Annotated in this window: 23 protein-coding genes and 1 tRNA gene; 13 read left to right on the top strand and 11 right to left on the bottom strand. The window is 65.3% G+C overall.

Annotated elements, in window-relative coordinates; translation table 11 throughout:
- Window positions 1-94 precede the first annotated feature (94 nt).
- The 7 genes from A1351_RS11420 (at window position 95) to A1351_RS11390 (ending at window position 8,912) form a co-directional block, all read left to right on the top strand.
- Window positions 95-1,015, top strand: coding sequence for an N-formylglutamate amidohydrolase (locus A1351_RS11420; protein ID WP_134188115.1), 921 nt, complete (start codon window positions 95-97; stop codon window positions 1,013-1,015).
- Between the two features lie 21 nt (window positions 1,016-1,036).
- The gene (gene hisN, locus A1351_RS11415; RefSeq protein ID WP_024880130.1) at window positions 1,037-1,876 is read left to right on the top strand and encodes a histidinol-phosphatase; all 840 of its coding nucleotides are present in this window, start codon (window positions 1,037-1,039) and stop codon (window positions 1,874-1,876) included.
- Window positions 1,877-1,948: 72 nt separating this feature from the next.
- A complete protein-coding gene (locus A1351_RS11410) occupies window positions 1,949-2,326 on the top strand; it encodes a helix-hairpin-helix domain-containing protein (RefSeq protein ID WP_024880129.1) in 378 nt (125 codons plus the stop codon).
- Window positions 2,327-2,413: 87 nt separating this feature from the next.
- Window positions 2,414-4,888 carry an ATP-dependent helicase HrpB gene (gene hrpB, locus A1351_RS11405; RefSeq protein ID WP_371441480.1) on the top strand — a complete coding sequence of 825 codons (2,475 nt, stop codon included), beginning with the start codon at window positions 2,414-2,416 and terminating at the stop codon, window positions 4,886-4,888.
- A gap of 64 nt (window positions 4,889-4,952) precedes the next feature.
- Window positions 4,953-6,347: an MmgE/PrpD family protein gene (locus tag A1351_RS11400; protein WP_064033006.1), complete on the top strand. Its 1,395-nt coding sequence runs from the start codon at window positions 4,953-4,955 to the stop codon at window positions 6,345-6,347.
- A 72-nt stretch (window positions 6,348-6,419) separates the two neighbouring features.
- Window positions 6,420-7,241 carry a phosphosulfolactate synthase gene (locus tag A1351_RS11395; protein WP_064033005.1) on the top strand — a complete coding sequence of 274 codons (822 nt, stop codon included), beginning with the start codon at window positions 6,420-6,422 and terminating at the stop codon, window positions 7,239-7,241.
- A gap of 198 nt (window positions 7,242-7,439) precedes the next feature.
- Window positions 7,440-8,912 (top strand): Hint domain-containing protein, encoded by a 1,473-nt coding sequence (locus tag A1351_RS11390; protein ID WP_134188096.1) that lies wholly within the window; start codon window positions 7,440-7,442, stop codon window positions 8,910-8,912.
- A gap of 20 nt (window positions 8,913-8,932) precedes the next feature.
- On the opposite strand, the gene A1351_RS11385 is transcribed toward A1351_RS11390, so the two are convergent.
- The 3 genes from A1351_RS11385 to A1351_RS11375 form a co-directional block, all read right to left on the bottom strand.
- Window positions 8,933-9,319, bottom strand: a complete 387-nt coding sequence (locus tag A1351_RS11385) for a GtrA family protein (protein WP_024880122.1) — start codon at window positions 9,317-9,319, stop codon at window positions 8,933-8,935.
- Window positions 9,320-9,385: 66 nt separating this feature from the next.
- Window positions 9,386-9,940 carry a TIGR02281 family clan AA aspartic protease gene (locus tag A1351_RS11380; RefSeq protein ID WP_245291637.1) on the bottom strand — a complete coding sequence of 185 codons (555 nt, stop codon included), beginning with the start codon at window positions 9,938-9,940 and terminating at the stop codon, window positions 9,386-9,388.
- Between the two features lie 103 nt (window positions 9,941-10,043).
- Window positions 10,044-10,700 carry a hypothetical protein gene (locus A1351_RS11375; protein ID WP_024880120.1) on the bottom strand — a complete coding sequence of 219 codons (657 nt, stop codon included), beginning with the start codon at window positions 10,698-10,700 and terminating at the stop codon, window positions 10,044-10,046.
- A 191-nt stretch (window positions 10,701-10,891) separates the two neighbouring features.
- Here A1351_RS11375 and purE point away from each other — a divergent pair, with 191 nt between their 5' ends.
- Both purE and A1351_RS11365 read left to right on the top strand, forming a co-directional pair.
- Window positions 10,892-11,365, top strand: a complete 474-nt coding sequence (gene purE, locus A1351_RS11370) for a 5-(carboxyamino)imidazole ribonucleotide mutase (protein ID WP_036291589.1) — start codon at window positions 10,892-10,894, stop codon at window positions 11,363-11,365.
- Entirely contained in the window at window positions 11,362-12,447 is a 1,086-nt protein-coding gene (locus tag A1351_RS11365) for a 5-(carboxyamino)imidazole ribonucleotide synthase (RefSeq protein ID WP_024880118.1), read from the top strand. The genes purE and A1351_RS11365 overlap by 4 nt, the downstream gene beginning before the upstream one ends.
- A 9-nt stretch (window positions 12,448-12,456) precedes the next feature.
- On the opposite strand, the gene A1351_RS11360 is transcribed toward A1351_RS11365, so the two are convergent.
- The 5 genes from A1351_RS11360 to A1351_RS11340 all read right to left on the bottom strand — a co-directional run bounded on the left by A1351_RS11360 (window position 12,457) and on the right by A1351_RS11340 (window position 17,765).
- On the bottom strand, window positions 12,457-13,140 hold the full coding sequence (locus A1351_RS11360) for an arylesterase (RefSeq protein WP_024880117.1): 684 nt from the start codon (window positions 13,138-13,140) through the stop codon (window positions 12,457-12,459).
- A 123-nt stretch (window positions 13,141-13,263) separates the two neighbouring features.
- Window positions 13,264-15,276: an acetyl/propionyl/methylcrotonyl-CoA carboxylase subunit alpha gene (locus tag A1351_RS11355; protein ID WP_024880116.1), complete on the bottom strand. Its 2,013-nt coding sequence runs from the start codon at window positions 15,274-15,276 to the stop codon at window positions 13,264-13,266.
- 81 nt (window positions 15,277-15,357) lie between these two features.
- A complete protein-coding gene (locus A1351_RS11350) occupies window positions 15,358-15,993 on the bottom strand; it encodes an ATP-dependent Clp protease proteolytic subunit (protein ID WP_024880115.1) in 636 nt (211 codons plus the stop codon).
- 246 nt (window positions 15,994-16,239) lie between these two features.
- The gene (gene tig / locus A1351_RS11345; RefSeq protein ID WP_024880114.1) at window positions 16,240-17,604 is read right to left on the bottom strand and encodes a trigger factor; all 1,365 of its coding nucleotides are present in this window, start codon (window positions 17,602-17,604) and stop codon (window positions 16,240-16,242) included.
- Between the two features lie 76 nt (window positions 17,605-17,680).
- Window positions 17,681-17,765, bottom strand: a tRNA-Leu gene (locus A1351_RS11340).
- 292 nt (window positions 17,766-18,057) lie between these two features.
- Here A1351_RS11340 and A1351_RS11335 point away from each other — a divergent pair.
- From A1351_RS11335 to A1351_RS11325, 3 genes are all read left to right on the top strand, one after another.
- The gene (locus tag A1351_RS11335; RefSeq protein WP_036309527.1) at window positions 18,058-19,413 is read left to right on the top strand and encodes a multicopper oxidase family protein; all 1,356 of its coding nucleotides are present in this window, start codon (window positions 18,058-18,060) and stop codon (window positions 19,411-19,413) included.
- A 270-nt stretch (window positions 19,414-19,683) separates the two neighbouring features.
- Complete coding sequence (locus A1351_RS11330; protein ID WP_024880112.1) at window positions 19,684-20,583, top strand: crotonase/enoyl-CoA hydratase family protein; 900 nt, start codon at window positions 19,684-19,686, stop codon at window positions 20,581-20,583.
- A gap of 44 nt (window positions 20,584-20,627) precedes the next feature.
- Window positions 20,628-22,931 (top strand): bifunctional diguanylate cyclase/phosphodiesterase, encoded by a 2,304-nt coding sequence (locus A1351_RS11325; protein ID WP_024880111.1) that lies wholly within the window; start codon window positions 20,628-20,630, stop codon window positions 22,929-22,931.
- 66 nt (window positions 22,932-22,997) lie between these two features.
- Here the strand turns inward: A1351_RS11325 and A1351_RS11320 are convergent, their stop codons facing one another.
- The gene (locus tag A1351_RS11320) at window positions 22,998-23,750 is read right to left on the bottom strand and encodes an enoyl-CoA hydratase (RefSeq protein WP_024880110.1); all 753 of its coding nucleotides are present in this window, start codon (window positions 23,748-23,750) and stop codon (window positions 22,998-23,000) included.
- Window positions 23,751-24,206: 456 nt separating this feature from the next.
- Between A1351_RS11320 and A1351_RS11315 the strand changes: the two genes are divergently transcribed.
- Window positions 24,207-24,776: a hypothetical protein gene (locus A1351_RS11315; RefSeq protein WP_024880109.1), complete on the top strand. Its 570-nt coding sequence runs from the start codon at window positions 24,207-24,209 to the stop codon at window positions 24,774-24,776.
- A 49-nt stretch (window positions 24,777-24,825) separates the two neighbouring features.
- On the opposite strand, the gene A1351_RS11310 is transcribed toward A1351_RS11315, so the two are convergent.
- Window positions 24,826-25,503 (bottom strand): ABC transporter ATP-binding protein, encoded by a 678-nt coding sequence (locus A1351_RS11310; protein ID WP_036290929.1) that lies wholly within the window; start codon window positions 25,501-25,503, stop codon window positions 24,826-24,828.
- Window positions 25,504-25,508: 5 nt separating this feature from the next.
- Window positions 25,509-26,810, bottom strand: a complete 1,302-nt coding sequence (locus A1351_RS11305; protein ID WP_051465411.1) for a lipoprotein-releasing ABC transporter permease subunit — start codon at window positions 26,808-26,810, stop codon at window positions 25,509-25,511.
- Between the last annotated feature and the right edge of the window lie 178 nt (window positions 26,811-26,988).

Raw genomic sequence — 26,988 nt, 5'->3', positions numbered from 1 at the left:
GGGAATATGCGCGCTGAAAGAGTCTATGCTGCGCATCCGCGATATTCTCTCGAGGGGGCGATAGGAGAGTGAGAGCGATGAGGCGTCGACGATGATGGACGAGGAGCGGGCCGAGAGCCCGACGCCCGCCGATCCCGAGCTCCATGTTCCGTTCGAGCTGGTCGAGCCCATCGAGCTCTCGTCGCCGCTCGTCTTCTCGTCTCCGCATTCGGGCGACATCTATCCGGCGAGCTTTCTCGCCAGCTCGCGGCTCGACATCGGGAATCTGCGCCGGTCCGAGGATGCGCATGTGCATGAGCTCTTCGCTCTCGCGCCGGCGATCGGCGCGCCGCTGCTCAAGGCGCATTTCCCGCGCGCTTTTCTCGACGTGAATCGCGAGCCCTATGAGCTCGACCCGCGCATGTTCGAGGATGCGCTGCCGGAATTCGCCAACACGCGCTCGCTGCGTGTGGCTGCAGGCCTCGGCACCATTCCGCGCGTCGTCGCCGACGCTCGCGAGATCTATTCCAGCCGGCTGCGCGTCGCCGAGGCGCTGCATCGCATCGAGAGCCTGCACAAGCCCTACCACGCCGCTCTGCGCTCGCTGATGGAGCGCGCGCGCCGCAAGTTCGGCGTCGCTCTGCTGGTTGATTGCCATTCCATGCCCTCCAGCGTCGCCAAGGAGAGCGCCACCGGCCGCGGCGACAAGCGCAAGCCGGATTTCGTGCTCGGCGATCGTTTCGGCGCGAGCTGCTCGGGCGACGTCGTCGAGGCCATAGAGGCGCGGCTGCGGCAATGGGGCTATCATGTGCAGCGCAATCGCCCCTATGCCGGCGGCTATATCACCGAGCATTACGGCAGGCCGGGCGCCGGCTGGCATGCGGTGCAGATCGAGATTTCACGAAATCTCTATATGAACGAGGCCGATCTGCGTCGCAGCGTCGATTTCGATCTGCTGGCCTCCCGGCTCGGCGAGATCGTGCGGCTGCTGACGCAAATCGTCGGCCCGCGCGAGCAGCGCGCCGCCGCCGAATAAATCCACAGCGCCGGAGAGGCAATGACCGCCGTCGATTTCGAGAAATTCGTCGAACGCCTCGCCGACGCCTCTGGCGAGGCGATTCTGCCCTTCTTCCGCACCAGCCTCGCGGCGGAGGACAAAGCCCCGGGCGGCGCCTTCGATCCGGTGACGGAGGCCGATCGGGCCGCCGAGATCGCCATGCGCCGGCTGATCGAGGCGACTTTTCCGAGCCATGGAATCATCGGCGAGGAATTCGGCAATATCCGCGCCGACGCCGAATATGTCTGGGTGCTCGATCCCATCGACGGCACCAAGAGCTTCATCTGCGGCCTGCCGCTGTGGGGCACGCTCATCGGCCTCCAGCATCGCGGGCGGCCCTGCTACGGGCTGATGCACCAGCCCTTCACGCGCGAGCGCTTCTCCGGCGATGGCGCGGCCGCCTATTGGCGCGGGCCGGCGCGACATCACCATGTCGAGCCCAGCTGGAAGGCGCAGCCGCCGGCGCCGACCGAGGAGCGTCGCAAGCTGCAGACGCGCCCCTGCGCCACGCTCGCCGAGGCGACATTGATGACCACCTCGCCGAGGCTCATCGACGAGCGCCTCCGCGATGATTTTTTCAGAGTGGAGGCGCAGACCAGGCTCTCGCGCTATGGGGGCGATTGCTACGCCTATTGCGCGCTCGCCGCCGGACATGTGGATTTGGTCATCGAGACCAATCTCAACCCTTATGACATTGTCGCGCTGATCCCGATCGTCGAAGGCGCGGGTGGCGTCGTCACCACATGGGACGGCGGCCCGGCCGCGCAGGGCGGCGCGATCATCGCGGCGGGCGACAAGCGCGTGCATGAGGCGGCGATGCGGGCGCTCTCTGCGGGATGACCGCAGCCTCCGCCGCTCGACCGCGCTTCGACGAGACGCTACCCTCCGCGCGTCCTTATGCGAGGTCTCGTCATGCGGAATATTTTGCGCCTTTGCCTTCTCGCCTTCCTGTCCACCTTCGCCGCCGCCGCGCTGGCGCAGGCGCCTGCGACATCCATCGCCAAAGCGGGCAAGAGCGCGCCCGCCAAGCAGCAGCCGGAGGCTCCGGCGCAGGAACCTTCCAAGGAGCTGCCGGCCAAGGAAGCCGCTCCCAAACCGGTGGAGCTTCTCGACATAAACTCCGCGACGAAGGAAGAACTGAACGCGCTGCACGGCATTGGCGAGGCGCGCTCCGTGGCGATCATCAAGGGGAGGCCCTATAAGGGCAAGGACGAGCTCTATCAGAAGAACATCCTCCCCAAAGGCGTCTATGAGAAGATCAAGGACAAGATCATCGCCAAGCAGAAGTGAGCGCGCCCCGCGCGGTGGTTTGCAGCGAATTCTGATCGCTCGAACGGTCCGTTCGAGCGGAAAACGCTGTGACGCGCGGACGCTTCCTTGATCGCTTTTACCGACAAGCTGCCGATCGACGAGGTTCTGCCGCGCGTGACGGCGGCGCTCGGCGACGGGCGCAATCTCGTCGTTGTGGCGCCGCCCGGCGCCGGCAAGACGACGCGCATTCCGCTCGCTCTGCTGGACGCCGATTGGGCGAAAGGTGGCAAGATCATTCTGCTGGAGCCGCGCCGTCTCGCCGCGCGCGCCGCCGCCGCGCGCATGGCCGCGAGCCTGCGCGAATCCGTCGGCGAGACGATCGGCCTGCGCATGCGGCTCGAGTCGAAAATCTCCGCGAAGACGCGCGTGGAAGTCGTCACCGAAGGCGTTTTTGCGCGCATGATCCTCGATGATCCCATGCTCGAGAGCGTCGTCGCCGTGCTCTTCGACGAGTTTCACGAGCGCTCGCTCGACGCCGATGTCGGCCTCGCTCTGGCGCTCGACGCGCAAGCGGGGCTGCGCGACGATCTGCGCATCGTCGCAATGTCGGCGACGCTCGATGGAGCGCGCGTCGCGGGGTTGATGGGCGGCGCGGGAATCGTCGAGAGCGAGGGTCGCGCCTTTCCGGTGGAGACGCGCTATCTCGGCCGCGACTCCAATGAGCGCCTGGAAGAGGCCGTGATCCGCGCCGTGACGCGCGCACTGGCGGAGGAGAAGGGGTCGATTCTGGTTTTCCTGCCGGGGCAGGGCGAGATTCAGCGTGTCGCCAATTTTCTCGGCGAGCGGCGCCTTCCCGCCGACGTCGATATCGCCCCGCTCTTCGGCGCCATGGATCGCAAGGAGCAGGATCTCGCCGTCGCGCCCGCTGCGCCGGGACGCCGCAAGGTGACGCTCGCCACTTCCATCGCCGAGACCTCGCTGACCATCGAAGGGGTGCGCGTCGTCATCGACAGCGGCCTCTCGCGCGTCGCGGTCTTCGAGCCCGATCTCGGTCTCACCCGGCTCGAGACCGTGCGGGCGGCGCGGGCCAGCGTCGATCAGCGGCGGGGCAGGGCGGGGCGCACGGAAGCGGGCGTCTGCTATCGCCTGTGGGACGAGGCCGCGACCGTGTCGCTGCCCGCTTTCGCCGCGCCGGAAATCCTCGCCGCCGATCTCTCCGGCCTCGCGCTCGATCTGCGCTCCTGGGGCCTCGACGATCCGGGCAAGCTCGCCTGGCTCGATCCGCCGCCGGCGCCGGCTTGGAAGGAGGCTGTCGCTCTGCTGCGCGCGCTCGGCGCTCTGGACGAGACAGGCGCGCTCACCGCGACCGGCCGCGCGGTCCGCTCGCTGCCGCTGGCGCCGCGCCTCGCGCGCATGATCTTGGAGGCGGCGCGCCATGGCGAGGCCGAACGCGCCGCCGATCTCGCTCTGCTGCTCTCCGAGCGCGGGCTCGGGGGAACGTCCAGCGATCTCTCGGATCGCCTCGATCGCTTCCGCTCCGACAGCTCTCGCCGCGCTCGCGATGCGCAGCGGCTTTCGGCGAGCTGGGCCAAGCAGGCGAAAGCCGCCGTCCGGCGTGAGGCGGAAGCCGATCTCTCCGATGGCGCGCTCATTTCCATGGCCTATCCCGATCGCATCGCCAAAGCGCGCGGCGCCGGCGGCGAATTTCTGATGGCCAATGGCCGCGCCGCCGCCACGCCGCCGCATGACGTTCTCGCCAAGGCGCCTTTTCTGGCGATTGCCGAGATCACCGGCCGCGCTGCGCAGGCGCGTATTCTCGCCGCTTGCGCGCTAATGGCCGAAGAGGTGGAGCGCATCGCCGCCGATCGCATCGAGACCCGCGACGAAACAATTTTCGACGCGCAGAGCGCGAGCTTGCGGCGACGGCGTTTTCGCAGGCTCGGGGCGATCCGCCTCGCCGAGCAGAATCTTTCGGTCGAAGCCAGCGAGGAGAATGCGGCCATTCTCGCGCGCGGCGTCGCCGGGCTCGGCGTAGCGCGTCTGCCTTGGAGCAAGGCGCAGGAGCAATTGCGCGACCGCATCGCCTTTCTGCGCCGCGCCGAAGGCGACGATTGGCCGGACGTCAGCGACGAAGGTCTCGCGCAGAGCGTCGAAGATTGGCTCGCGCCTTTCATTCTCGGCCGCGCCAGCGTCGCCGCCATAACGGCCGATGATCTCGGCGCCGCGCTTTCGGCGCTGCTTCCCTATGAGCTGACGCGGCGGCTCGATCAGGAGGCGCCGGCCTTTTTCGCGACGCCCGCCGGCTCGCGCCATGCGCTCGATTATGCCGCCGCCAATGGCCCGCTCTTATCGGTGCGCGTGCAGGAACTCTTCGGCCTCGCCACACATCCGACGCTCGCCAAGGGCCGCGTTCCCTTGACGCTGGAGCTTTTGTCGCCGGCGCATCGGCCCATTCAGACGACGCGCGATCTGCCGGGATTCTGGGCGGGCTCCTGGAGCGAGGTGAAGCGCGAAATGAAGGGCCGCTATCCGCGCCATCCCTGGCCCGACGATCCCGCTGGCGCAGCGCCGACGACCCGGGCGAAGCCGCGGGGGACGTGAGCAAAGACGGCTTGATACTGCCGGCCGCAGCGACAGATACACCGGCCTGCAAGGAATCTCGCCAATGACCGAGGTTCAGACGCTCGCGGAATTCGTCGATCGGGCGCAGCTCGAGGAGATGAGCGAGGCCGCGCTGCGGCAATTGAAAATCCGCGTTCTCGACACGATCGGCGTCGCCATAGGCGCGCTCGACGCGGCGCCGATAAAGGCGATCCGCGAGATGACGCTGGCGCTCGGCGGCGCGCCGATTTCGACGCTCATCGGCGGCGGCAAGACCGCGCCCGATCGCGCCGCCTTCTACAATGGCGCGCTGTCGCGCTATCTCGATTTCATGGACAGCTATCTCGCGCCGGGCGAGACCTGTCACCCTTCTGATAATCTCGGCGCCGTTCTCGCGGCGGCGGAAATGCGCGACGCCAGCGGCGCGGAATTTTTAGCGGCGCTCGCCGTCGCCTATCAAGTGCATACGCGCTTGAGCGATGTCGCCCCTGTGCGGGCTCGCGGCTTCGACCATACGGTGCAGGGCGCCTTTGCCGCCGCCGCCGGCGTCGCCAAGGCGCTGCGTCTCTCGCCCGAAAAAATCGCCAACGCCATCGCCATCAGCGGAACCGCGAATAATGCTTTGCGCGTGACGCGTACGGGCGCGCTCTCGAATTGGAAGGGCCTAGCCTATCCCAATACCGCAATGGCCGCGACGCATGCGGCGCTGCTCGCCGCGCATGGGATCACCGGGCCGTCGGAAGTCTTCGAAGGCAATAAGGGCTTCGAGGAGACGATCGCGGGGCGTTTCGAAATCGACTGGCTGCGCGAGGATTTGGAGAGCGTGACGCGCACCATCGTCAAGAAGCACAATGCCGAGATTCATTCGCAATCGGCGATCGACGCGGCGCTCGACATCCGCGCGCGGCCGGGGTTTTCGGCGGCTTCTGTGCGCGAGGCGCGGCTCGAGACTTTCGCGGTGGCGTTTCAGATCATCGGCGGCGGCGAAGAAGGCGACAAGCGACTGGTGCGCAATAAGGAGGAGGCCGATCACAGCCTTCCCTATATACTCGCCGTCGCGCTCATCGACGGCGAGGTGCAGCCGGAACAATATGCGCCGCAGCGCATTCTCGCCGAGGATGCGCAGACGCTGCTGCGCAAGGTGAAGATCGCCCCTTCGCCGGAGCTTACAGCTCTGTTTCCGAAATTTTTGCCGGCGCGGCTCGCGATCGAGCTCGAGGATGGGCGCCTGCTCGGCTGCTCGCGCGACGATTATCACGGCTTCTATACCGATCCCTTCGATTGGGAGGCGGCGCGACGAAAATTCGATCGCGTCACGCGCGAGAAGACGAGCGAGATCGAGCGCGACGCCATCGCCAATGTGATCGAGACGCTCGACCGGCGGCGCGTCGCGGAGCTGACGGGACTGCTGGGGCGCATCGGCGGATCGGCGCAGGGGGAGCGACGAATGCGAGCCTGAAGGCTCGCGGTCCAGGGACTGCGTTGGACCGTGAGCCCTCAGGCTCGCACTCGAGCACGCTAGGTGAACGCCATGGTCGAGACCACATTCTCCTTCATTCCGCGCGCCGCGCGCACCAGCAAGCCGCGCCAGCGCGGGCTCACCGAAATTCGTGGGCCTTATTACAGCGCCTATGGCAAGCGTCATCTCGCCGATCTCTTCGAGACCATGGGCGCATGGATCGACGGCGTGAAATATGCCGGCGGCTCTTTCGCGCTGATGCCGCCCGAGGCGGTGAGGAGCTTCAACAAGACCGCGCATGACCATGGCGCCTATATCTCGACCGGCGGCTGGCTCGAGAATGTGATGCGCTTCGGCCCTGACGCGATCGACCGCTACATAGAAGAGGTGAAATCGCTCGGCTTCGATGTGGTGGAGATATCGGCGGGCTTCGTCAGCCTGCCGGTCGACAGCCTGCTGCGGCTGGTGCGCGTGGTGAAGAAGGCGGGGCTGAAGGCCAAGCCCGAGGTCGGCATTCAATTCGGCGCCGGCGGCGACACTTCGGCGTCGGAATTGGAGGCGGAGGGAACGCGCGACGTCTCCTGGCTCATCGCGCAGGCCGAGCGCGCGCTCGACGCCGGCGCCGACATCATCATGATCGAGAGCGAAGGGATCACCGAGAATGTGACGCGCTGGCGCACCGATGTCGCCGCGCGCGTGATCGACAGCCTCGGGCTCGAGAAAGTGATGTTCGAGGCCGCCGATCCGCCGGTCTTCGAATGGTACGTCAAGAATTACGGCAATGAGGTCAATCTCTTCGTCGACCACTCGCAAATCGTGCAATTGGAGGCGCTGCGCCAGGGCATATGGGGCACGAAGAGCACTTGGGGACGCATTCAGAACGTCGGCGGGTGAGGAGGGGCCGCGGCGCGGCGGAGGCGACGTACGAGTTGCAACGGATTGATAGATTGCAACTTGCGGTTTATCAAAAGATTCAAATCAAGCGTTATTTCGATTATTCGAATTAAATCGAGGTTCAGGTCGAGATCGATATCTCCCATGCTTCGGATTTGAAGTCGTTTTTCTGTGGTGTTGGTTCGTAAGGTGATCAAGATGGGCACTTCTACAGTAAATTATACGATTCCCGCCAATGCGGCGGATGGAACTCCCAAAATCGACGTCACGCTCAATCTGACATATTCCGATGCCCTGAATACCGACGGCTCGCACACTGTCACGAATGCGAGCGGTACCTATTCCGTGAATGGAACGGTCTACAATGTCACCGGCGTCGTCGATCCGAGCGGATCGACCGAGGGCGCGGACAATCATTTTTGGCCGAGCGGCAATGGCCCGAACGGCGCCTATGTCGACTACAACGGCCTCAATTTCGTGACCGATTATCCCGCCGCCAATGGCAATCAGACCGGCGGAAACGGCAGCTATGTCGGCCCCAATGTCGATCTCTACTATGATCCGCGTCAGCAAGCCTATCTTCAGGACACGGGCGTCCAGAAGAGCCCGCTCGCCGCGACCAATTTCAGCGCGACCGTGACCTGCTTCGTCACCGGCACGCTGATCCGCACGACGCGCGGCGATATCGCCGTCGAGAATTTGCGCATCGGCGATCTCGTCGTTACGACAGAAGGGCGCGAGCGTCCGATCGTGTGGATCGGCCATCGCAAGATCGATTGCACAGCGCGCGCGACGCCGCGCGACGCCTGGCCGGTGCGCATCGCAGCAGGGGCTTTCGGCGAAAATCGCCCGGCGCGCGATCTCTATGTCTCGCCGGGGCATGGTCTCTGCGTCGATTGCGTCGGCGAGGCGCTGATCCATGCGCAGAGCCTCGTCAATGGCGCGACGATCGCGCGCGTCCCGGTCGAGACGGTCGATTACTGGCATGTCGAGCTCGAGAGCCACGATATTCTGATCGCCGAAAATCTTCCGTCGGAGAGCTACAGCGCGACCGGCGAGCGCGGCTTCTTCCTCGACATCCAAGGCTCGCCGGCGTCGGAGCGGCGTTTCGACTCCGACTTCTGCCGCCCCTTCGCTTCGGCGGCGATGATCGCGGCCGTGCGCGAGCAGCTCATGGCCCGGACGGAGCGATTGGGCTATCGGCGCGAGCTCGATCCCTGCGTGCGCCTCCTCGTCGATGGGGCGGAGATCTCGCCGATCCGCGCCGAAGGCTCGGCGATATTCTCATTTCCGCACGACGCGCAGGACATTCGGCTGCTTTCGACGAGCTTTGTTCCGGCGGATGACACGGGACTCTGCGCCGACATGCGCCGTCTCGGCCTCTCTCTGAGCGGCCTGGTGGCGACGGATGGCCGGGAGATCGCGCGAATTTCGCTCGATCATCCGCAGCTCGCCGAATCCTTCCATCCAGAGGAGGCGGGCGAGCATCGCCCCTGGCGCTGGACGCAGGGCGATGGTCTCGCGCTGCCGCGGTCTCTGTTCTCGCAATTGAACGGCGCGCAGATCATGCTGGTCGTCGCCTATAATTGCGACCAGATGCGCGGATGGGCGCCGCCGCCGTCACGCCGCGACGTCTGCGCCATTGAAGTGGAGCGCCGCGAGGCGGCCTGACGAGAAAGGCGCCGGGCCGCTCACGCCGGCCCGGCGCGGAAGGTCCACAGGCGATTGCCCAGAAAGGACCAGAAGAAGACAATTCCCGTGGTGACGATTTGCGCCGGCAGATAGGGCGCCCCCATGTTCTCCACAAAGAGGCGCATGAAGCCATAGGTGAGGCAGAAGCCGACGAAGGCGACGAGGGCGAAACGCCATGTCGTCTCCTCATGCGGCCGCACGCTCTCGAAAGTGTGACGGCGGTTGAGGATGTAGGAGACCACTCCGCCGGATAGATAGCCGGCGAGCGCGCCCGGCACGGGCGTCCAGGCGGCGAGCTCGACGAGGCCGACGAGCACCGCATAATGGAGCGCTGTCGCGACGACGCCCACCAGGGCGAAGACGGAGAGCTGGCGGGGGAGCGACACGCGCCGACAATCGCATGTTTCCCGCTCCCGCGCGAGAGGGGCGAGCCCGCGGATGAGACCAGAGACCTACTGACGCAGAACCAGCTTTCCGCTTCCCGCCTCGATACGGGACAGGCGCGACAGGAAGGTCATGCCGAGCAGGCTGGCTCCCAGAGCGTTGCGCTCGGCGACATAGGCGTCGACGTCGCGCAGCGCCACCTGGCCGAGACGCGCCTCGCGCAGCTTCACGCGCGCCATGCGGGTGACGCCATTGGCGGTCTGGGCGGGGTATTTGAAATCGGCGGGCGTTGGCAGATAGCCGATCGCGGCGGCGTCCTCATAGGACAGCACGACCGTGCTCGCGCCCGTGTCCACCAGCATGCGGACGCGCTGGCCTTCGATCTCGACATTGGCGGAATATTGGCCGAGCCGATCGGCGGCGATGGTCGCCTCGCCGGGCGCCGCGAGCGGGGCCGCCGGCGCGACAGGCGCGTAAGCCCGCATCGGAGCGGCATAGTCGGCCTGCTGGCGGTAGGGCGAGGTCTTGGCCTGCACCTGGGTGAGAATATGAACGAGCGACTGAGATGCGACGAGCGTGATGAACGCCCCGCCAATGGCGGTGCGGAGGATGGAGCTGGACATCGACATGGTCCCTTAATGCCGGCGACACACCGCCGGCTACGGAAGGCAGAGTAGCGAGGGGACCCTGATCAATACTTAAGGAGTTTCCTTAAACTAGGGCGTGTCAGCGCTTTTTGGAGAGGCTGCGCTGCTCCTGGGCGACCTCCTGCTCGGGCGTCGGCTCACGCACCATCGGCGCCGAGCCGAAGCCGGCGCTCACCACATGCACCAGCGCGGTCCGCACGTCCCAGCCATGATCCGTCAGCGTGATGTCGTAGCAGGCGCGCGGCTCGCCTATGTCGGATTTCTTGCCCGCCTTCGCCTGCTGGGCGATTACTTTCGCCTTGATCTGCGGATTCTCGACGAGAGACGCGAGACCGCGATCCTGCAGATGATGATCGGTGCTGAAATCGTCGATCATGGAGGTCGTCGGCTTGTCGAACTCGCAGAGATTGGCCAGCAGGCCGACCTGCAGCAGCCGCAGCGCCATGCGCGGCTCCAGCGCGTTCAAATCGCGGGCGACGCGCCGACGGTCCTTGGCGTCGAGCCGCTCGAAGAGCATGGGCGGCACGCGCTGCTCGATCGTCGCCTCGCCGAAATCCAGCTTGACGCCGGCGATCTCCGCGCCGCGCAGCCCGCCGAAGCGATCCGCCAGAGCCGCGAGGCCGTCGCCGATCGCATTGGCGTTGACGATGGCGAAGCCGATCGCCAGAACGAGGCCGACAGTCGCGATCAGGCTCTTCAGCGCCGCGAGCGCCTCCTGCATCCCCTTTATGTCCATTTCTCCTCCGAAACCGCTCGCAATATCGCGTGATGATAGCGGAGGCCGGCGGGCTTCGCCATTCGGGGCGCCGGCGCGGAAGCGCACATGCGCTTGCGCCCCGCCGCCGGTTCGGCTAAGGGGCTGTGCTTCATGCACTCCAGCCCGCCGGAAGAGCCGTGGCGCAGTCCAAGAAGCCTGTCGCGATCATCATGGGGTCCCAATCCGATTGGGCCACCATGCGGCATGGCGCCGAGACGCTCGATGCGCTCGGCGTCGGCTATGAGGCGCGCATCATATCCGCCCACCGCACGCCGGACCGGCTCAGCGCCTTCGCCAAAGGCGCCGAGGCGGAGGGATTCGAGGTCATCGTCGCTGGTGCCGGCGGCGCGGCGCATCTGCCCGGCATGACGGCGGCGCATACGACGCTTCCCGTGCTCGGCGTGCCGATCGAGAGCGCCGCGCTCTCCGGCATGGATTCGCTGCTCTCCATCGTGCAGATGCCGGGGGGCGTGCCCGTCGGCACTCTGGCCATCGGCAAGGCCGGCGCGATCAACGCCGCTCTGCTCGCCGCCGCCATTCTCGCGCGCGGCGACGCCGAACTCGACGCGCGGCTGAAGGATTGGCGTCGCCGCCAGACCGAGCAGGTCGCCGAGACGCCGAGCGACGATGCGGGAACCAAATGACCAGTCTGCGCCCCGGCTCCACCATCGGAATATTGGGCGGCGGCCAGCTCGCCCGCATGCTGGCCAAGGCCGGCGCGCGGCTCGGCCTGCGCGCCCATGTCTATTCGCCCGTGGCGGATGATCCTGCCTTCGAGGTCTGCGCCGCGCGCACCATCGCCGCTTTCGAGGACGAGACGGCGCTCGCCGGTTTCGCCGCCGCCGTCGATGTCGTCACATATGAATTCGAGAATGTGCCGTCGCAGACGGCGGCTTTTCTCGAGGCGCATTCGCTGGTGCGGCCCAATCCGCGCGTGCTGGCGCTGACGCAGGACCGGCTCACCGAGAAGAATTTCGTTCGCGGCCTCGGCATAGAGACGGCGCCTTTCGAGAATGTCGAGAGCGTCGACATGCTGGCCGCCGCCGTGTCGCGCCTCGGCCTGCCCGCCATATTGAAGACGCGGCGCTTCGGCTATGACGGCAAGGGCCAGATCATGCTGCGCGAGGGCGCCGATCTCGCCGGCGCTTTCGAGCAGCTCGGCCGCGCGCCTTGCGTCCTCGAGGGCTTCGTGCCCTTCACGCGCGAGGTCTCTGTGGTGGCGGCGCGCGGCGCGGACGGCGCCTTTCGCGCCTATGACGTCTGCGAGAACGTCCATGAGCATCATATTCTCGCGCTGACCGTCGCGCCGGCGCGGATTTCGCCGCAGACTGCGACGGCTTCCGTCGAGATGGCGCGAAAAATCGCCGAGGCGGCCGATTATGTCGGCGTGATCGCGGTGGAGATGTTCGTCGTCGAGACGACGGGCGGCGAGCTTCTCGTCGTCAATGAGATCGCGCCGCGCGTGCATAACTCCGGTCATTGGACGCTGGACGGCGCCGTGACCTCGCAATTCGAGCAGCATATGCGCGCCGTCGCCGGTTGGCCGCTCGGCTCGACGCGCCGCCATGGCGCGCGCGTGGAGATGCGCAATCTGATCGGCGACGAGGTCGACAAGTGGCCGGAGCTGCTGGCGGAGGAGGGCGCCTCGCTCCACCTCTACGGCAAGAAGGAGACGCGCCTCGGACGCAAGATGGGGCATGTGACGCGGGTGTTCGCGGAAGACTGATTGGGCGTATCAGCGCGCCTCCGCCACCCTGCGTCGGGCCGCCACGGCCAGATTGCGCTCCACCAGCGGCGCTATGCCGGCGACGATGCGCTCGACGCCGGCCGCATTGGGATGAATATGGTCCTCCTGCATCAGCGCCGGATTGCCGAAAGCGCCCGCGAGGAAGAAGGGATAGAGCGAAGCGCCCCAGCGCGCGGCGAGCTTCGGATAGATCTGATCGAAGGTCACATTATAGACGAAGCCGAGCTCCGGCTTGGACAGCATGCCGCCGATGACGACGCGGGTTCCGCGCTTCTTATAGCCGTCGAGTATCCAATCGAGATTGCGCGCGACGACGGCCGGATCGGTCTGCGTCAGCATATCATTGCCGCCGAGCTCGACGATGACGACGTCGGCGTCATAATCCTGCGGCGTCGAGGCGAGCCGGGTGGCGGCGTCGGCGGTGGTGTCCCCGGCCATGGAGCCATTGACGACATCGACATTGCGATAGCCGTCGGCGCGCAGCCGCCGCGCTAGCGCCGGGCCGAAGCCATAGCCTTCCGGCACGCCGAGGCCGGAACTGAGACTGTCGCCCAATATCAGCAGCTTCAATGGGGAGGACGGCTGGCTCCGCGCGGGCGAGCCATGGATCGACGCGGCGAGCGCGATCGCGGCTCCGAGAGCGGCTCCGAAGCGGAAAATTTCACGGGCCATTTTGCACCTCGAACGCCTGAAATGAAATCGAGCGGACGGTAGAGGCGGCGCGTTGATCGACCATGAAAAAAGCCCGGCGGATTCGCCGGGCTCTTAAATCTTCTCAATACTTTGGCTTGGCCGTTACTCGGCGAACTCCATGATCACCGCATCGACGGCGAGGCTGTCGCCCGGCTTGGCGGCGATCTTCTTGATCGTCACGTCGCGCTCGGCGCGCAGCACATTCTCCATCTTCATGGCTTCCACCATGCAGAGCGGCTCGCCGGCCTTCACCTCCTGGCCCTCGACGACGTCGACTGTCTTGACGAGGCCGGGCATGGGGCACAGCAGATGCTTGGAGACGCCGACATTCTTCTTCTTCGGCATCAGCGCGTTGAGCTCGGCCTCGCGCTTGGTGAAGACGCGCGCGTCCACCGCCACGCCCTGGTGCGAGAGCTGGAAGCCGTTGAGGATCGGCCGAATCTGCACATAGATGGAGGCGCCGTCTATGGTCCCCTCGAAGACGGGATCGCCCGGCCGCCAATGCGAGGAGATGCGGCGCGTGCGGCCGTCCTCCTCTTCGAAATGGACGATCAGCGCCTCGCCCTGCGTGTCCAGCGAGACGTGGAACGACAGCTCGCCGAGCGAGCAGACGCGCTCGCGCTCGAACTCGAACGGCCGGCCATGGCCGAGCTGGCCGCTGATCAATCGCTTGCGTTCGTTGCCGATGTGATCGACCAGCGCGGCCACCGTCGCCAGCACATGGGCGACCTCGCCATCCGGCTGCGGGGCGGCGAAACCGCCCGCATATTCCTCCGCGATGAAGCCGGTGGAGAGCTGGCCGGAACGCCAACGCTCATGCTGCATCAGCGAGGCGAGGAAGGGGATGTTGTGGCGAATGCCGTCGATCACGAAGCGATCCAGCGCGCTGCCCTGGGCGTCGATCGCGGCGAGGCGGTCGGGGCCATGGGTGACGAGCTTGGCGATCATCGGATCGTAATGGATCGAAATCTCGCGGCCCTCGGCGACGCCCGTGTCATTGCGGACGGTGATCGCACCCTCGCGCTTCTCCTCCGGCGGGCGGTATTTCACCAGACGGCCGATGGAGGGCAGGAAGTTGCGGGTCGGATCCTCGGCGTAGATGCGGCTCTCCACCGCCCAGCCGTTGATCGTCACCTTCTCCTGGCGCAGCGACAAAGGCTCGCCGGCGGCGACGCGAATCATCTGCTCGACGAGATCGATGCCGGTGATGAGCTCGGTGACCGGATGCTCCACCTGCAGGCGGGTGTTCATCTCGAGGAAGTAGAAGCTCTTGTCCTGGCCGGCGACAAACTCCACCGTGCCGGCGGAATCGTAATCCACCGCCTTGGCGAGGGCGACGGCCTGCGCGCCCATGGCGGCGCGGGTCTCCTCGTCGAGAAGCGGCGAGGGGGCTTCCTCTATCACCTTCTGATTGCGGCGCTGAATGGAGCACTCGCGTTCGTTGAGGTGGATCACATTGCCATGCTTGTCGCCCAGCACCTGAATCTCGATATGGCGCGGGTTGACGATGAATTTCTCGATGAAGACGCGGTCGTCGCCGAAGGAGGAGGCGGCCTCGGAACGGGCGCGGTTGAAGCCCTCGACCACTTCCTCGGCCTTGAAGGCGACGCGCATGCCCTTGCCGCCGCCGCCGGCGGAGGCCTTCAGCATCACCGGATAGCCGATCTCATTGGCGATGCGGACCGCCTCTTCGCCGTCCTGGATGACGCCGAGATAGCCGGGAACGACACTCACCTTGGCGGCGGAGGCGAATTTCTTCGACTCGATCTTGTCGCCCATCGCCTCGATCGCGCGGGGATTGGGGCCGATGAAGACGATTCCGGCCTCGGCCAGCGCCTTGGCGAAGGCGGCGCGCTCGGAGAGAAAGCCATAGCCCGGATGCACGGCCTCGGCGCCGGTCTCCTTGCAGGCCGCGACGATCTTGTCGATCAGCAAATAGGATTGCGCAGCAGGGGGCGGGCCGAGATGAATGGCCTCGTCGGCCATTTCGACATGAAGCGCGTCTGCGTCGGCGTCGGAATAGACTGCGACCGTCTTTATGCCCATGCGGCGAGCGGTCTTGATGATGCGGCAAGCGATCTCGCCACGATTGGCGATCAGGATTTTACGAAACATGCGCGCCCCGATACATGCGGAACGGCGCGCCTGCCATTCTCGACCAGCGAGAAAAGCGGGCGCGCCGGGATTTGATCTGCGTCAGGCCTTGGCCTCGGTCGAATCGTCGGCATGGCTGACCTCCACCCGGTCGACGATGCCGAATTCCTTGGCCTCCTCCGCGGACATGAAGTGATCGCGATCGAGCGTCTTGTCGATCGTGTCATAGTCCCGGCCGGTGTGCTTGACGTAGATTTCGTTGAGACGCCGCTTGATCTTCATAATATCCTCCGCATGGCGGAGGATATCCGAGGCCTGGCCCTGGAAGCCGCCCGAAGGCTGATGGACCATGATGCGGGCGTTGGGCAGAGCGATGCGGTTGCCGGCCTCGCCGGCGCAGAGCAGCAGCGAGCCCATGGACGCCGCCTGGCCGATGCAGAGCGTCGCCACCTTGGGCTTGATGTATTGCATCGTGTCGTAGATCGCGAGACCGGAGGTCACGACGCCGCCCGGCGAGTTGATGTAGAGAAAAATCTCGCGCTTCGGATTCTCGGCCTCGAGAAACAGGAGCTGGGCGATGATGACCGAGGCCATATGGTCCTCGACCTGACCGGTCAGAAAGATGATTCGCTCGCGCAGCAAGCGCGAATAGATATCGAAGCCGCGCTCTCCGCGGCTCGTGTTCTCGATCACCTGGGGGATCAGATATTGGTTGTAGACGTCGATCGGATCACGCATCTGTTTTGCGCCTTTTTTAGATTTGACTGGCCTGCGACCGATGCGCCACGCAGCGGGGCTCTATGCTCCCCGGCTCCGCGGCGGCCTCTTCGACCCGCCGTCCTTCCCCCGCATGGAGTGAAAGCCACGAGCCAGCTTTTGGCTCGTTGGTAGCATATTGCGGCAAGCCGTCCAGACACAAACCGCAAAAGGGGCGGGCGGAAACCCCGGGGCCGCCCTTAATCGGCCCCGGGTCGGCGCGCCGGATCAGGCGGCGGGCTGGGCCAGATCGTCGTCTTCCTCGGCTGCGAGCAGCTCTTCCTTGGTCACGGACTTGTCGGTGACGCTGATCTTGGTGACCAGATGGTCGACGACCCGCTCCTCATAGAGGGGGGCGCGAATCTGGGCGAGGGCCTGCGGGTTATTGCGGTAAAAGTCCCAAACCTGCTTCTCGCGGCCGGGGAAGGCGCGCACGCGCTCGACCAGCGCATCGGTGACGTCCTTGTCCTCGACCGTCACGCCGGCGCCCTGGCCGATCTCGGCCAGCACCAGGCCGAGACGCACGCGGCGCTCGGCGATCTTGCGATATTCCTCGCGCGCCGCCTCTTCCGTCGTGTTCTCGTCCTCGAAGCTCTTGCCGGAGCGCTTGCGCTCTGCCTCGAGCTGGTTCCAGATCGTGTCGAACTCCTGGGCGACGAGACCCTCGGGCAGCTCGAAGCTATATTTCTTGTCGAGAGCGTCGAGCAGCGAGCGCTTCAGCTTGGCGCGCGAGGCCTTGGCGTAATCCGCCTCGAGATTGCCGCGCACGGCGAAGGTCAGCTCGGCGAGTGATTCGAAGCTGTATTTGCTGGCGAAAGCGTCGTCGATCGGCAACTCCTTGGGACCGAAGACGCCCTTGACGGTCACGTCGAACTCGGCGTCGCGGCCGGCGAGCGTCGGCACGCCGTAATCCTCGGGGAACTTCACCTTGACGACGCGCTGCTCGTCCTTGGCCGCGCCCTCGAGCTGCTCCTCGAAGCCGGGGATGAAGGAGCCCGAGCCGAGAACCAGATCGACGTCGCCGCCCGTGCCGCCCTCGAAGGGCTCGCCGTCGAGCTTGCCGGTGAAGTCGATGGTGACGCGGTCGCCCTTGGCGGCGGCGCCTTCTTTCGCCTCGAACTCGCGGATGCGCTCGGCGAGATCGGAGATCGCCTTCTGGACCTCCTCCTCCGAGACCTCGGCGATGGGACGCTCGATGGCGATGTCGTCGAAAGCGCCGAGCTCGATCGCCGGCAGCACCTCGAAGGCGACGGAATAGGAGAAGTCGCCCTCGGCCTCGAGCGCCTTCTCGACCTCGGCCTGATCGGTCGGGAAGTCGAGGCGGGGCTCCATGGCGACGCGCAGGCTATTGTCCTCGACGATCTTGCGATTGGCCTCGTTGACGGCCTCCTGCAGGACCTCGCCCATTATGCCTTTGCCATAGATCTTCTTGAGATAGGAGAGGGGCGCCTTGCCGGGGCGGAAGCCCTTGATCTGCGCCTTGCCGCGCAGCTCGACGAGCTGCGACTCGAGCTTGGCGGCGAGGTCGCCGGCCGGAAGCACCACTTTGAACTCGTGTTTCAAGCCCTGCGACAGGGTCTGCGTCACCTGCATGTCGTTTTCGCCTTCTCGAATCTCGACCAGTCCGGCGTACGCCGGGAAAAAATCTCTGCCGCCGGCGCGCGTCGGATGGTGCGGGCGGAGGGAGTCGAACCCCCACGACTTGCGTCACCGGAACCTAAATCCGGCGCGTCTACCAGTTCCGCCACGCCCGCCGCCTCGACGCGCAAACGCCCGACGAGCCGCCGGCTCGCGGGTGAAACGCCAAAGGACCGAAGCCACGAGCCATCCGGCGTCGAAACGTCGCGGCGACAATCGAAACGCCGGCTTCGAAATGCCGGCGTCGACGCGCGGACGCGGCCACGCGCCGGCTCGGGCGGGGGGTCTATAGCACGACGCGCCGCCGGCGCTAAAGAAAATGTCACTTGCGGGATGCGGGGTCGCGCCCTGTTGAAAGCCGGGCTCCGCTCGGGCCATATGCGGCGGCGAGGAGAAACCGGAGCCATCATGCCGTTCAACTGCTCACGCCGCGCCTTTGTTCGCGGAGTCGCCGCGACCCTCGTCTCTCTGGACGCCCGCGCCGAGCCGCCGGCCGCCGCCCTGAAAACGTTGGCGGCGCGCAAGGGGACCGCGCGGCTGCTGCCGGAGCCGGCCCATGCGACCGAGATTTGGGGATTCGAGGGGAAGGCTCCGGGGCCGCTGCTGCGCTTCGCCCAGGGCGACGAGCTGTCGGTCGGTCTGACCAACGGCTTGGAGAAGCCGCTCTCCATCCATTGGCATGGCATGCGCGGCGACAACGCCATGGATGGCGTCGCGCCGCTGACCCAGGCGGAGGTCGGGCCGGGCGGGCGATTCGACTATCGCCGCAAATTGGTCGACGCCGGTCTCTTCTGCTATCGGCCGTCGGTTTTCGGGGCGACGCCGGAGCTCTGCGGCCGCGGGCTGAAGGGCCTCGTCGTCGTCGACGAGCCCAAGCCGCTGGAGGCCGACGCCGATCTTCTGCTCGTGCTCGACGATTGGCGGCTGGACAAGAATGGCGCGATCGAGGGCGATTTCGCCTCTCCCGCCGCAGCCGCCGGGGCAGGGCGCATCGGAACGCTGGTGGCGGTGGACGGCGCCCCGGCGCCGGCGCGACGCGATTTCGCGCCGGGCGCGCGCATTCGCCTGCGCCTCGCCAATCTCGCCAATGCGCGAATCATGTTCGTCGGCTTCGACAATATTCAGCCCTTCGTCGTGGCTGTGGACAGCCAGCCCTGCGACGCCTTCGAGCCTGTGCGCCGCACCATTCCCGCGGCGCCCGGCTCGCGATTCGAATTGCTGTTCGATCTGCCGCAGGCCGAGAACGCCGCCGGCAAGCTGATTCTGCGCGGCATGGACGAGCCCGACCGCGAGCTGGCGATCTTCACCACCCGCGGCGCAAAGGCGGCGTCGCGCCCGCCCATAGCGGCGCTGCCGCAAAATCCGCTGCTGCCCACAGAGATAAAGCTGCAGGCGGCCAAGAAGGTCGATCTGACATTGGAGCCGCCCGCCGCGCCCGGCGCCCCCTGGCGCATCAATGGCGCGCCGAGCAAGGCCTATGGCGGGCCGCCTTTGTTCCAGGTGAAGCGCGGCGCGCCGGTGACGCTCGGCTTCGTCAATCGTTCCGATGTCGTCGCCGTCATGCATGTCCACGGCCATTGCGTGCGGCTCCTGCATGATCTCGACGATGGCTGGGAGCCCTATTGGCGCAATGGCGTCGTCGTGCCGCCGGGCAAGACCAAGCATGTCGCCTTCGTCGCCGACAGCCCCGGCAAATGGGCGGTGCATGACGATATTCTCGAGCACGAGGCCGCCGGCCTCGCCGCTTGGTTCGAGGTGAAGTGACGATAGCGTCAGCGAATCCTGGCCCGCGGTTGCGCGCTGCTGCGGCTGCGTGCAATATCCGCATGACGCGTCGCTTCACGACATGGCCCGCTCCACGCGGGGCCGCATTAGGCGACCTCTCGCCGGTCCGGGTAACTCTACGATAACCGAGCTCGAATAATAGTATGTAATCGCATCGATTTCGGGCTAGTTTTGCGACGAGGGCTCCAGTCGGGGCGTACTGACATCGACTTGCGAGATCGACTTGTGGCATCGACTCCCGGAGTGGCCATGGCGACGGCAGCCTTGGAGCATAAGCTTCGAAAACCGAATGAGTTTCCTGATTGGGAATTCGAGAATCTCGAAGTCGCCTATGACTCCGAGAGCCGTTCGGTGTGGATGAACTATAAGGTCGGCGCTCCGCATCATTATAGTCTCGCCATGCTCCTAGAAGCGGTCGAGATGCGCGAATCGCTGAAAGCGCTCGCGCAGTCGCCCTATGCCGAGCGCTGGCCGATCCGCTATTTCGTCATGAACTCGAACAAGCCGGGCGTGTTCAGCCTGGGCGGCGATCTGGCGATCTTTTCGGCCTCGGTCCGCAAGCGGGACAGGGACAGCCTGCTGACTTACGCTCATGTCTGCATCGATGTGATGTATGGTCTCACATCGGCCTTCGGCCTGCCGCTCGTCACTGTCTCGACCGTCCGCGGCCAATGCTTCGGCGGAGGCTTCGAGGGCGCCATGGCGACCGATTTTCTGATTGCCGAGGAGAGCGCCAAGCTCGGCGTTCCAGAGGTCGCCTTCAATACTTTCCCCGGAATGGGCGCCGTCACCTTTCTCAAGCGCCGCTTGGGCGCGGCGCTCGCGGAGCAAATCATCGCAACCGGCGCCGCCCATTCGGGATCGAAGATGCACGAGCTCGGCGTCGTCGATGTGCTGGCTCCCGATGACCGTCTGCGCGAGACCGCCCTCGAATGGATGTGCGAAGGCGGCGAGGAGCGTTGGCTGCGGCGGCGCGCGCTCGCCGATCTGCGGCGCGACTGCTTTCCGATCACGCACGACGAGCTGCTGCGTGTCGTCGAGCTGTGGGTGGATTGCTCGTTTTCGATCGGCGAGCAGGACTTGCGTCATATGGAGAGGCTGGTCGCCGCTCAGGGGCGGCTTTCTGGCCAGCGGCCGAGATCGGCGTGACAATGCTGCGCCCTCTGGCGGCAGCGAACTGGAAAGACCGTTCCATGTCGTCGAACGTCAATGCGAGCGACATCGAGAATAGCGAGATCCGCGAGGAGATACATCGCGATCTCGTCGAGACGCTGTTCGGCACGCCCGGATCGTTCGCCGCGGGACTCGTCGGTGGGATGATCGCGCCGGTGAGCGCCTGGCTGATGACGCGTCACGACGTCTATCTCGTGCTGACGGCGATCATGGCCTGCTTCGCCGCCTACCGGCTCTATGTGCTCTATGCCCACACCAAGACGCCGGTCGACGTTCGTCGCGGCGACGCGCAGCTGTGGGAGATTCGCTATGCGATCGGCGGCGTCGGCTTCATGACCGCGGTCGGCCTCAGCGTCGCGATCCTCTTCTCCGAGCATCATGACGAGATCGGGGGCTATTACGGCATCGTCATTATGATGAGCGGCGTCGGCATGCTCGCCGGACGCAACGCCGGAAGTCCCAGAATCGTCTATGCGCAAATGCTGGGTCTCTGCACGCCGCTGACGGTCGCGGCGCTGCTGCACGACGATCTGCGCTATTGGGGCCTCGCCTCCATATTCGTCCTCGTCATGGTCTCGTTGCGCTCGACGACGATATTCCTGCATGGAAATCTCGAATCCGCGCTGCGCAACGGCCGTGACGCCAATATGCAGCGCCGCCGCTTCAAATCGGCGCTGAACAGCATGAGCCACGGGCTCTGCATGGGCAATTGCGACGGGAGGCTGACCGTCGTCAATCGCCGCCTGCTCGAATTTTTCCAGATAGACGAGGGCAGCGCGCCGTCGACGCTCGCCGGGCTGGCGCGACGGATCGCCGAAAAGGCGGACATGCCCGAGTCCGAATGGCGCGCCTTCGCCGAGCAATGGGAATCGCATTCGACACTGCCGCGCACCAGCGTCTTCTCTCGCGAGATCGGCGATCGCATCTTCGATTTTCGCTGCGAGCCGGCCGACAACGGCGCCTTCGTCACCGTCGTCGAGGATGTGACCGAGCAGAGACGCGCGGCGCGCGAGATCGAGCGAATCGCGCATTTCGACACTTTGACCAGTCTCGCCAATCGCTTCCAGTTCCAGCAGCGGCTGGAGCGCGATCTGCGGCATATTCGCAAGCGCGGGCTCAGTCTCGCGCTTTTGTGCATCGATCTCGATCAGTTCAAGGAGGTCAATGACACGCTCGGACATACGATCGGCGACCGGCTCCTCTGCGCGGTCGCCGAACGTCTGCGCGAATGCGTGCGCTCGGTCGACATGGTGGCGCGCTTCGGCGGCGACGAGTTCTGCATCCTCATGCATCCGACGATCGAGACGCCGCCGGCCGACGCGCTGGCGCGCCGCGTCATAGAGGCGATCGGCCGTCCCTATGTCGTCGAGGGGCATACGATCGTCATCGGCGCCAGCGTCGGCCTCTGCATCGCGCCGCGGGACGCCGTTTCCGTCGAGGGGCTGCTGAAATGCGGCGATCTCGCAATGTATCATTCCAAGGCCGCCGGACGACGGCAGGCCATATGGTTCGAGACGTCGATGGAGGATGCGCTGGTCAGCAAGCGGCGCATCGAGCGCGAGCTGCGCGAGGCGCTCAGGACCGAGGCGCTCGAGGTTCATTACCAGCCCATCTACGACGCGCGCGATCAATCCATTTCTACCTGCGAGGCGCTGACGCGCTGGCGCCATCCGCAATTGGGCTATGTGCCGCCTTCCTCCTTCATCCCGATCGCCGAAGAGACGGGGATGATCGTCGAGCTCGGCGAATGGGTGCTGCGCCGCGCCTGTCGCGACGCGCATCTGTGGCCGTCGGCGGCGCGGGTCGCGGTCAATTTCTCCTCGCGGCAGTTTCAGCAGCCGGACATGATCGAGCGCGTCCGCAACGCGCTCGACGCCGCCGGGCTGGCGCCGAGCCGGCTCGAGATCGAGATCACCGAATCCACGCTCATGCAGGACACGGAGGACGCCGCGGCCAAGATCGCGGGGCTGCGCGCGATCGGCGTCCGCCTGTCGCTCGACGATTTCGGAACCGGCTTCAGCAGCCTCGGCTATTTAAATCGTTTTCCGGTCGACAAGGTGAAGCTCGATCGCAGCTTCGTGTCGGAGCTCAGCGTCTCCAGCAAGACGCAGGCGATCGTCGGCGCGGTCTCGCTGCTGACCGCCGAGCTCGGCATAGATCTCGTCGCGGAGGGCGTCGAGACGCATGAGCAGCGCGCGCTGCTGCTCGCCAAGAATGTGCATCTGATGCAGGGCTTTCTGTTCAGCATGGCCAAGCCGCAGGCGGAGCTGACGCAGATCTTTTCCGGCGTCGCGCGCGGCGGCAAGCTGAAGGTCGTCGCCTGACGGAAGCGCCCGGCGCCCACCTTCAGCGGGCGCCGGCCGAAATCGCGTCTCGCCACAAATCCTGCGTCAGCCCCGCCGGCTCGCGGCGGTCGTCGTCTCCACCCGGCGCACCGGCGGGGCGCTGATGCGCTGCGCGCGGAACATGCTGTAGGAGGCGTTGTAGCGGCGCCCGCATTGCCGCACATAGCTCTCCGCGCCCAGCAGGCCTTCGCCATTCTCGACGATATGCTTGACGAGGCAGAGGTCATGCATCTGCTCGGCGGTGAGAATCTCGCCATTCTCCATCAGCCGCTCCGCCTTCACGAAGCCGAGCTTCTGCGCCAGCGCCCCATAGACGCCGACCGCCGAAGCGAGATCGGCCTCGAAGGAGAAGCGCGCGTAACGGTCGGCCACCATCATCGAGCAGGAGAGGGCGAAGTCCAGATCCGCTCCGTTCAGATAGGTCCTGGCCCATGCGATCGATATTACCGGCGCATCGAGGATGAGCCGCGCGGTCGCCGACGCCAGCTCGTCGAAGCCTTCCGCGGCGACGGCCGTGGAATCGTCACAGTGCGCAAAGTCGAAAACCAGATATTTGAGACCGGGCAGATGGCCTTCGGAAATTTTGCGCAGCAACAAGGTCAGGCCGTCGATGCTGTCGCGATCGAAACCGCAGCCGAGCTTGCTCACCAAAATCGTATCCAGCTCGTCCATACGATGGATCTCCAGCGACGAGCGCTGACGGATGAAATCCAGCGGATCCGAAAAGTCGGAAGGGGAAACATAAGTCTCGGCGGCGACAGCGGACGTGATGTCGTTCTTCGAAACTACCGCATTCATGTTTCGTCTCCTATCTCGAATGGTTTCGCAATTCTTACCGAGTTACTTAAATTTTTAAAGAAATTTCGGCCGCGTCTTCGCTCATGGTTAATAGCCGAGAGCAAAATTTACGTACGTAGTTTCCTGATTCGCGCCGACTGGGCAGGTTGCGACTTTTTGCCGCTGGCGGATTTTAAAATTATGGAAGCACTGCCCGAAAGTGCGGAGCCCGGCGGCAAAGCACGTGCTGGAGAGGTTCGGGCGGCGGCGCCGTCGGCGGCGGGGCCGCGGCATTTCCGCGCCGGCTCGTTTCCGAGCGAAAACTTCGTCCCTATCTCGATGGGAGTGTGTGCTAAAAGCCGGGAGCGACCATCGGCCGGGGGGACCGAGTCGCATCGCGGTCATCGACGCCACGGTCGGCGAGAGTGCTGCAGCCGCTCATGAGAAGCGGCGAGAACATGGATAGGGAGAGAAAAGATGAATCTTCGACTTCTGGTCGCTCTTGCCATGGCGACGGCCGGACTGGTCGGCGAGGCCCATGCGCATGGCGGCGTGAGCTCCGACACCGGCCAGTGCATCATGAAGATCGGCCCCGACACGATGAACTTCACCGGCTATCAGCCGCTGAAGTCGCGCGAGGTCTTCTGCGACGACATTCCCGATGTCGGCCCGACCATCATCGTGCTGGACGCCGTGCAGGACGAGCTGCGCGACATGGCGCTGGAGATCCGCATTCTGCGCAATGTCGGCCAGGCGGACGACAACGAGAATCTCGAGCAGAATACGGAAGTCTATCTGCCGCCGAAGAAATACCGCACCGGCACGCTCAATTTCGAATATAATTTCACCAAGAAGGGCAATTTCATCGGCTTGGTGAAGGCCAAGGCCGACGATGGACGCGAATATGTTTCGCGCTTTCCCTTCGCTGTCGGCACCACAGAGGACAAGAACACTATCATCGCCGTGTTCTTCGCCGCGCTCGGCCTCGTCGGCTTCGGCCTCTGGTATAAGAACAGCTTCCTCGACAAGAAAAAGAAGGCGGCCTGATCTTTCGGTCGCCAATGCTCCGGCCGGGCGAGTGTCCGGCCGGAACGCTTCAGACGAGCTCGACGAGACGGCCGTCGCTGAGCGTGACGCGACGGTCCATCTGATCGGCGAGGTCGAGATTATGCGTCGCCACCAGCGCGGCGAGGCCGGTATTGCGCGCCAGCGTCATCAAGGTCGCGAAGACATGCTGCGCGGTGCGCGGATCGAGATTGCCCGTCGGCTCGTCGGCGAGCAGAACATGCGGCGCATTGGCGACCGCGCGGGCGATGGCGACGCGCTGCTGCTCGCCGCCCGATAGCTGCGAGGGCAAATGCCCCGCCCGCTCGCCGAGCCGCAGATAGTCCAGCAATTCCGCCGCGCGCCGCTCCGCCTCGCGGCGATCCAGCCCGTTGATCGCCTGCGGCAGCGCCACATTCTCGAGCGCGGTGAACTCCGGCAGCAGATGGTGGAACTGATAGACGAAGCCGATCGTCGAGCGGCGCAGGCTGGTGCGCTCATTATCGCTCATGTCGGAGGTCGCCAGCCCGGCGATGAGCACCTCGCCGTCATCGGCGCGCTCCAGCAGGCCGGCGATATGGAGCAGAGTGGATTTGCCGGCGCCCGAAGGCGCGATCAGCGCCACCATCTCGCCGGGAGAAAGCGCGAGATCGGCTCCCATCAATATGTCCAGCCGCCCATCGCCTTCGCGATAATGGCGGGCGACGCCGGAAAGCTCGAGAACTGTCATGGGCCTCACTCGTGGCGCAGGGCGTCGATCGGATCGAGGCTCGCCGCTTTCCAGGCTGGATAGATGGAGGCGAGAATGGCGAGCACGAGCGTCATGACGACGACGAGCGCCACCTCGCGCGGCTCGACGATAGAGGGCAGGCGCGACAGAAAATAAAGCTCCGCCGGAAACAGATTGGCGTGCATGAGCTTGTTGAGCAGCAGCCGGATCGCGTCGAGATTTTTGGCGAGCGTCAGTCCCAGCAGAAAGCCGGCGATGTCGCCGACGACGCCGATGGAGGCGCCGATGATGAGGAAGATGCGCAGCACCGCGCCGCGCGTCGCGCCCATCGTGCGCAGAATGGCGATGTCGGAGGATTTGTCCTTCACCAGCATGGTGAGGCCGGAGATGATGTTGAGCGCCGCCACCAGCACGATCAGCGTCAATATGATGAACATCACATTGCTCTCGACCTGCAGCGTGTCGAAGAAGGTCTTGTTGCGCTGCCGCCAATCGGTGAGCATCATCGGTCGATCGATATTGGCGTCTATGTCGGCGCGGAACTTGTCCACGGCGTCCGGCGCGTCGAGAAAGACCTCGATCACCGTCGCCTCATTCTCGTGATTGAAGAACAATTGCGATTCGGCGAAGGGCATGTAGACGAAGACGCGGTCATATTCCGACATGCCGATCTGGAAGATCGCCGTCACCGGATAGGCTTTTATGCGCGGCGCCACGCCGAAAGGCGTCGATGCGCCCTTGGCGATGAGAATGCTGATATTGTCGCCGACGCGCACGCCGAGCGTCTCGGCGAGGCGCTGGCCGATGGCGACGCCGCCGGCGCTGTCGAAGCCCTGGAAGGTCCCGTCCTTCACATTGCCGGCGAGGCCCGGCAGACGCAGAATGTCCTGCTCGCGTATGCCGCGCACCAGCGCGCCCGACTGCCCATAGGGGGAGGAGACGCCGGCCGCGCCCTCCACCATGGGGGCGACGAGCTTGACGCCCGGCAGGCGCTGCAGCCGCGCCGTGACCTCGGCCCAATCGTTCAGCGGCCGCTCGGCCGCCTGGACGAAAGCGTGGCCGTCTATGCCGACGATCTTGTCCATCAGCTCGCGATGAAAGCCGTTCATCACCGACATGACAACGATGAGCGTCGCCACGCCCAGCATGATGCCGAGAAAGGAGAAGCCGGCGATCACCGAGACGAAGCCATTGGCGCGCCGCGCCCGCACATAGCGGAAGGCGACCATCCATTCGAAGGGCGCGAAGGCGCGCAAGCGCGGCGGCGGCTCGGTCTCGACCACGGTAGACAAAGTAGATTCGCTCATTTCGGCATTGTGCCCATCCGCTCGAGCCTTTCAAGCGCGCCACAGAAATGGGCGTTTCCCATGTGAGAGAGGCGAATCGAAGGCGAAGACGCGGGCCGTCGCCCGCATGGCGGAAAACCGACAGCGGGGCTAGAGCCGAGCCTGCCGAGGCCAGAAAAATTAACGTCTGGCCCTTAAT

The sequence above is a fragment of the Methylosinus sp. R-45379 genome (genome assembly GCF_001644125.1).
Taxonomy (GTDB): domain Bacteria; phylum Pseudomonadota; class Alphaproteobacteria; order Rhizobiales; family Beijerinckiaceae; genus Methylosinus.
The sequence above is the reverse complement of the archived record's forward strand: the minus strand, read 5'-3'. Positions and strand labels throughout refer to the sequence as shown.

Coding starts and splice junctions, on each gene's coding strand:
- A1351_RS11420 (WP_134188115.1), top strand. CDS start 95: ATGGACGAGGAGCGGGCCGAGAGCCCGACGCCCGCCGATCCCGAGCTC.
- hisN (WP_024880130.1), top strand. CDS start 1,037: ATGACCGCCGTCGATTTCGAGAAATTCGTCGAACGCCTCGCCGACGCC.
- A1351_RS11410 (WP_024880129.1), top strand. CDS start 1,949: ATGCGGAATATTTTGCGCCTTTGCCTTCTCGCCTTCCTGTCCACCTTC.
- A1351_RS11400 (WP_064033006.1), top strand. CDS start 4,953: ATGACCGAGGTTCAGACGCTCGCGGAATTCGTCGATCGGGCGCAGCTC.
- A1351_RS11395 (WP_064033005.1), top strand. CDS start 6,420: ATGGTCGAGACCACATTCTCCTTCATTCCGCGCGCCGCGCGCACCAGC.
- A1351_RS11390 (WP_134188096.1), top strand. CDS start 7,440: ATGGGCACTTCTACAGTAAATTATACGATTCCCGCCAATGCGGCGGAT.
- A1351_RS11380 (WP_245291637.1), bottom strand. CDS start 9,940: ATGTCCAGCTCCATCCTCCGCACCGCCATTGGCGGGGCGTTCATCACG.
- A1351_RS11375 (WP_024880120.1), bottom strand. CDS start 10,700: ATGGACATAAAGGGGATGCAGGAGGCGCTCGCGGCGCTGAAGAGCCTG.
- purE (WP_036291589.1), top strand. CDS start 10,892: ATGGGGTCCCAATCCGATTGGGCCACCATGCGGCATGGCGCCGAGACG.
- A1351_RS11365 (WP_024880118.1), top strand. CDS start 11,362: ATGACCAGTCTGCGCCCCGGCTCCACCATCGGAATATTGGGCGGCGGC.
- A1351_RS11360 (WP_024880117.1), bottom strand. CDS start 13,140: ATGGCCCGTGAAATTTTCCGCTTCGGAGCCGCTCTCGGAGCCGCGATC.
- A1351_RS11355 (WP_024880116.1), bottom strand. CDS start 15,276: ATGTTTCGTAAAATCCTGATCGCCAATCGTGGCGAGATCGCTTGCCGC.
- A1351_RS11350 (WP_024880115.1), bottom strand. CDS start 15,993: ATGCGTGATCCGATCGACGTCTACAACCAATATCTGATCCCCCAGGTG.
- tig (WP_024880114.1), bottom strand. CDS start 17,604: ATGCAGGTGACGCAGACCCTGTCGCAGGGCTTGAAACACGAGTTCAAA.
- A1351_RS11335 (WP_036309527.1), top strand. CDS start 18,058: ATGCCGTTCAACTGCTCACGCCGCGCCTTTGTTCGCGGAGTCGCCGCG.
- A1351_RS11330 (WP_024880112.1), top strand. CDS start 19,684: ATGGCGACGGCAGCCTTGGAGCATAAGCTTCGAAAACCGAATGAGTTT.
- A1351_RS11325 (WP_024880111.1), top strand. CDS start 20,628: ATGTCGTCGAACGTCAATGCGAGCGACATCGAGAATAGCGAGATCCGC.
- A1351_RS11320 (WP_024880110.1), bottom strand. CDS start 23,750: ATGAATGCGGTAGTTTCGAAGAACGACATCACGTCCGCTGTCGCCGCC.
- A1351_RS11315 (WP_024880109.1), top strand. CDS start 24,207: ATGAATCTTCGACTTCTGGTCGCTCTTGCCATGGCGACGGCCGGACTG.
- A1351_RS11310 (WP_036290929.1), bottom strand. CDS start 25,503: ATGACAGTTCTCGAGCTTTCCGGCGTCGCCCGCCATTATCGCGAAGGC.
- A1351_RS11305 (WP_051465411.1), bottom strand. CDS start 26,810: ATGAGCGAATCTACTTTGTCTACCGTGGTCGAGACCGAGCCGCCGCCG.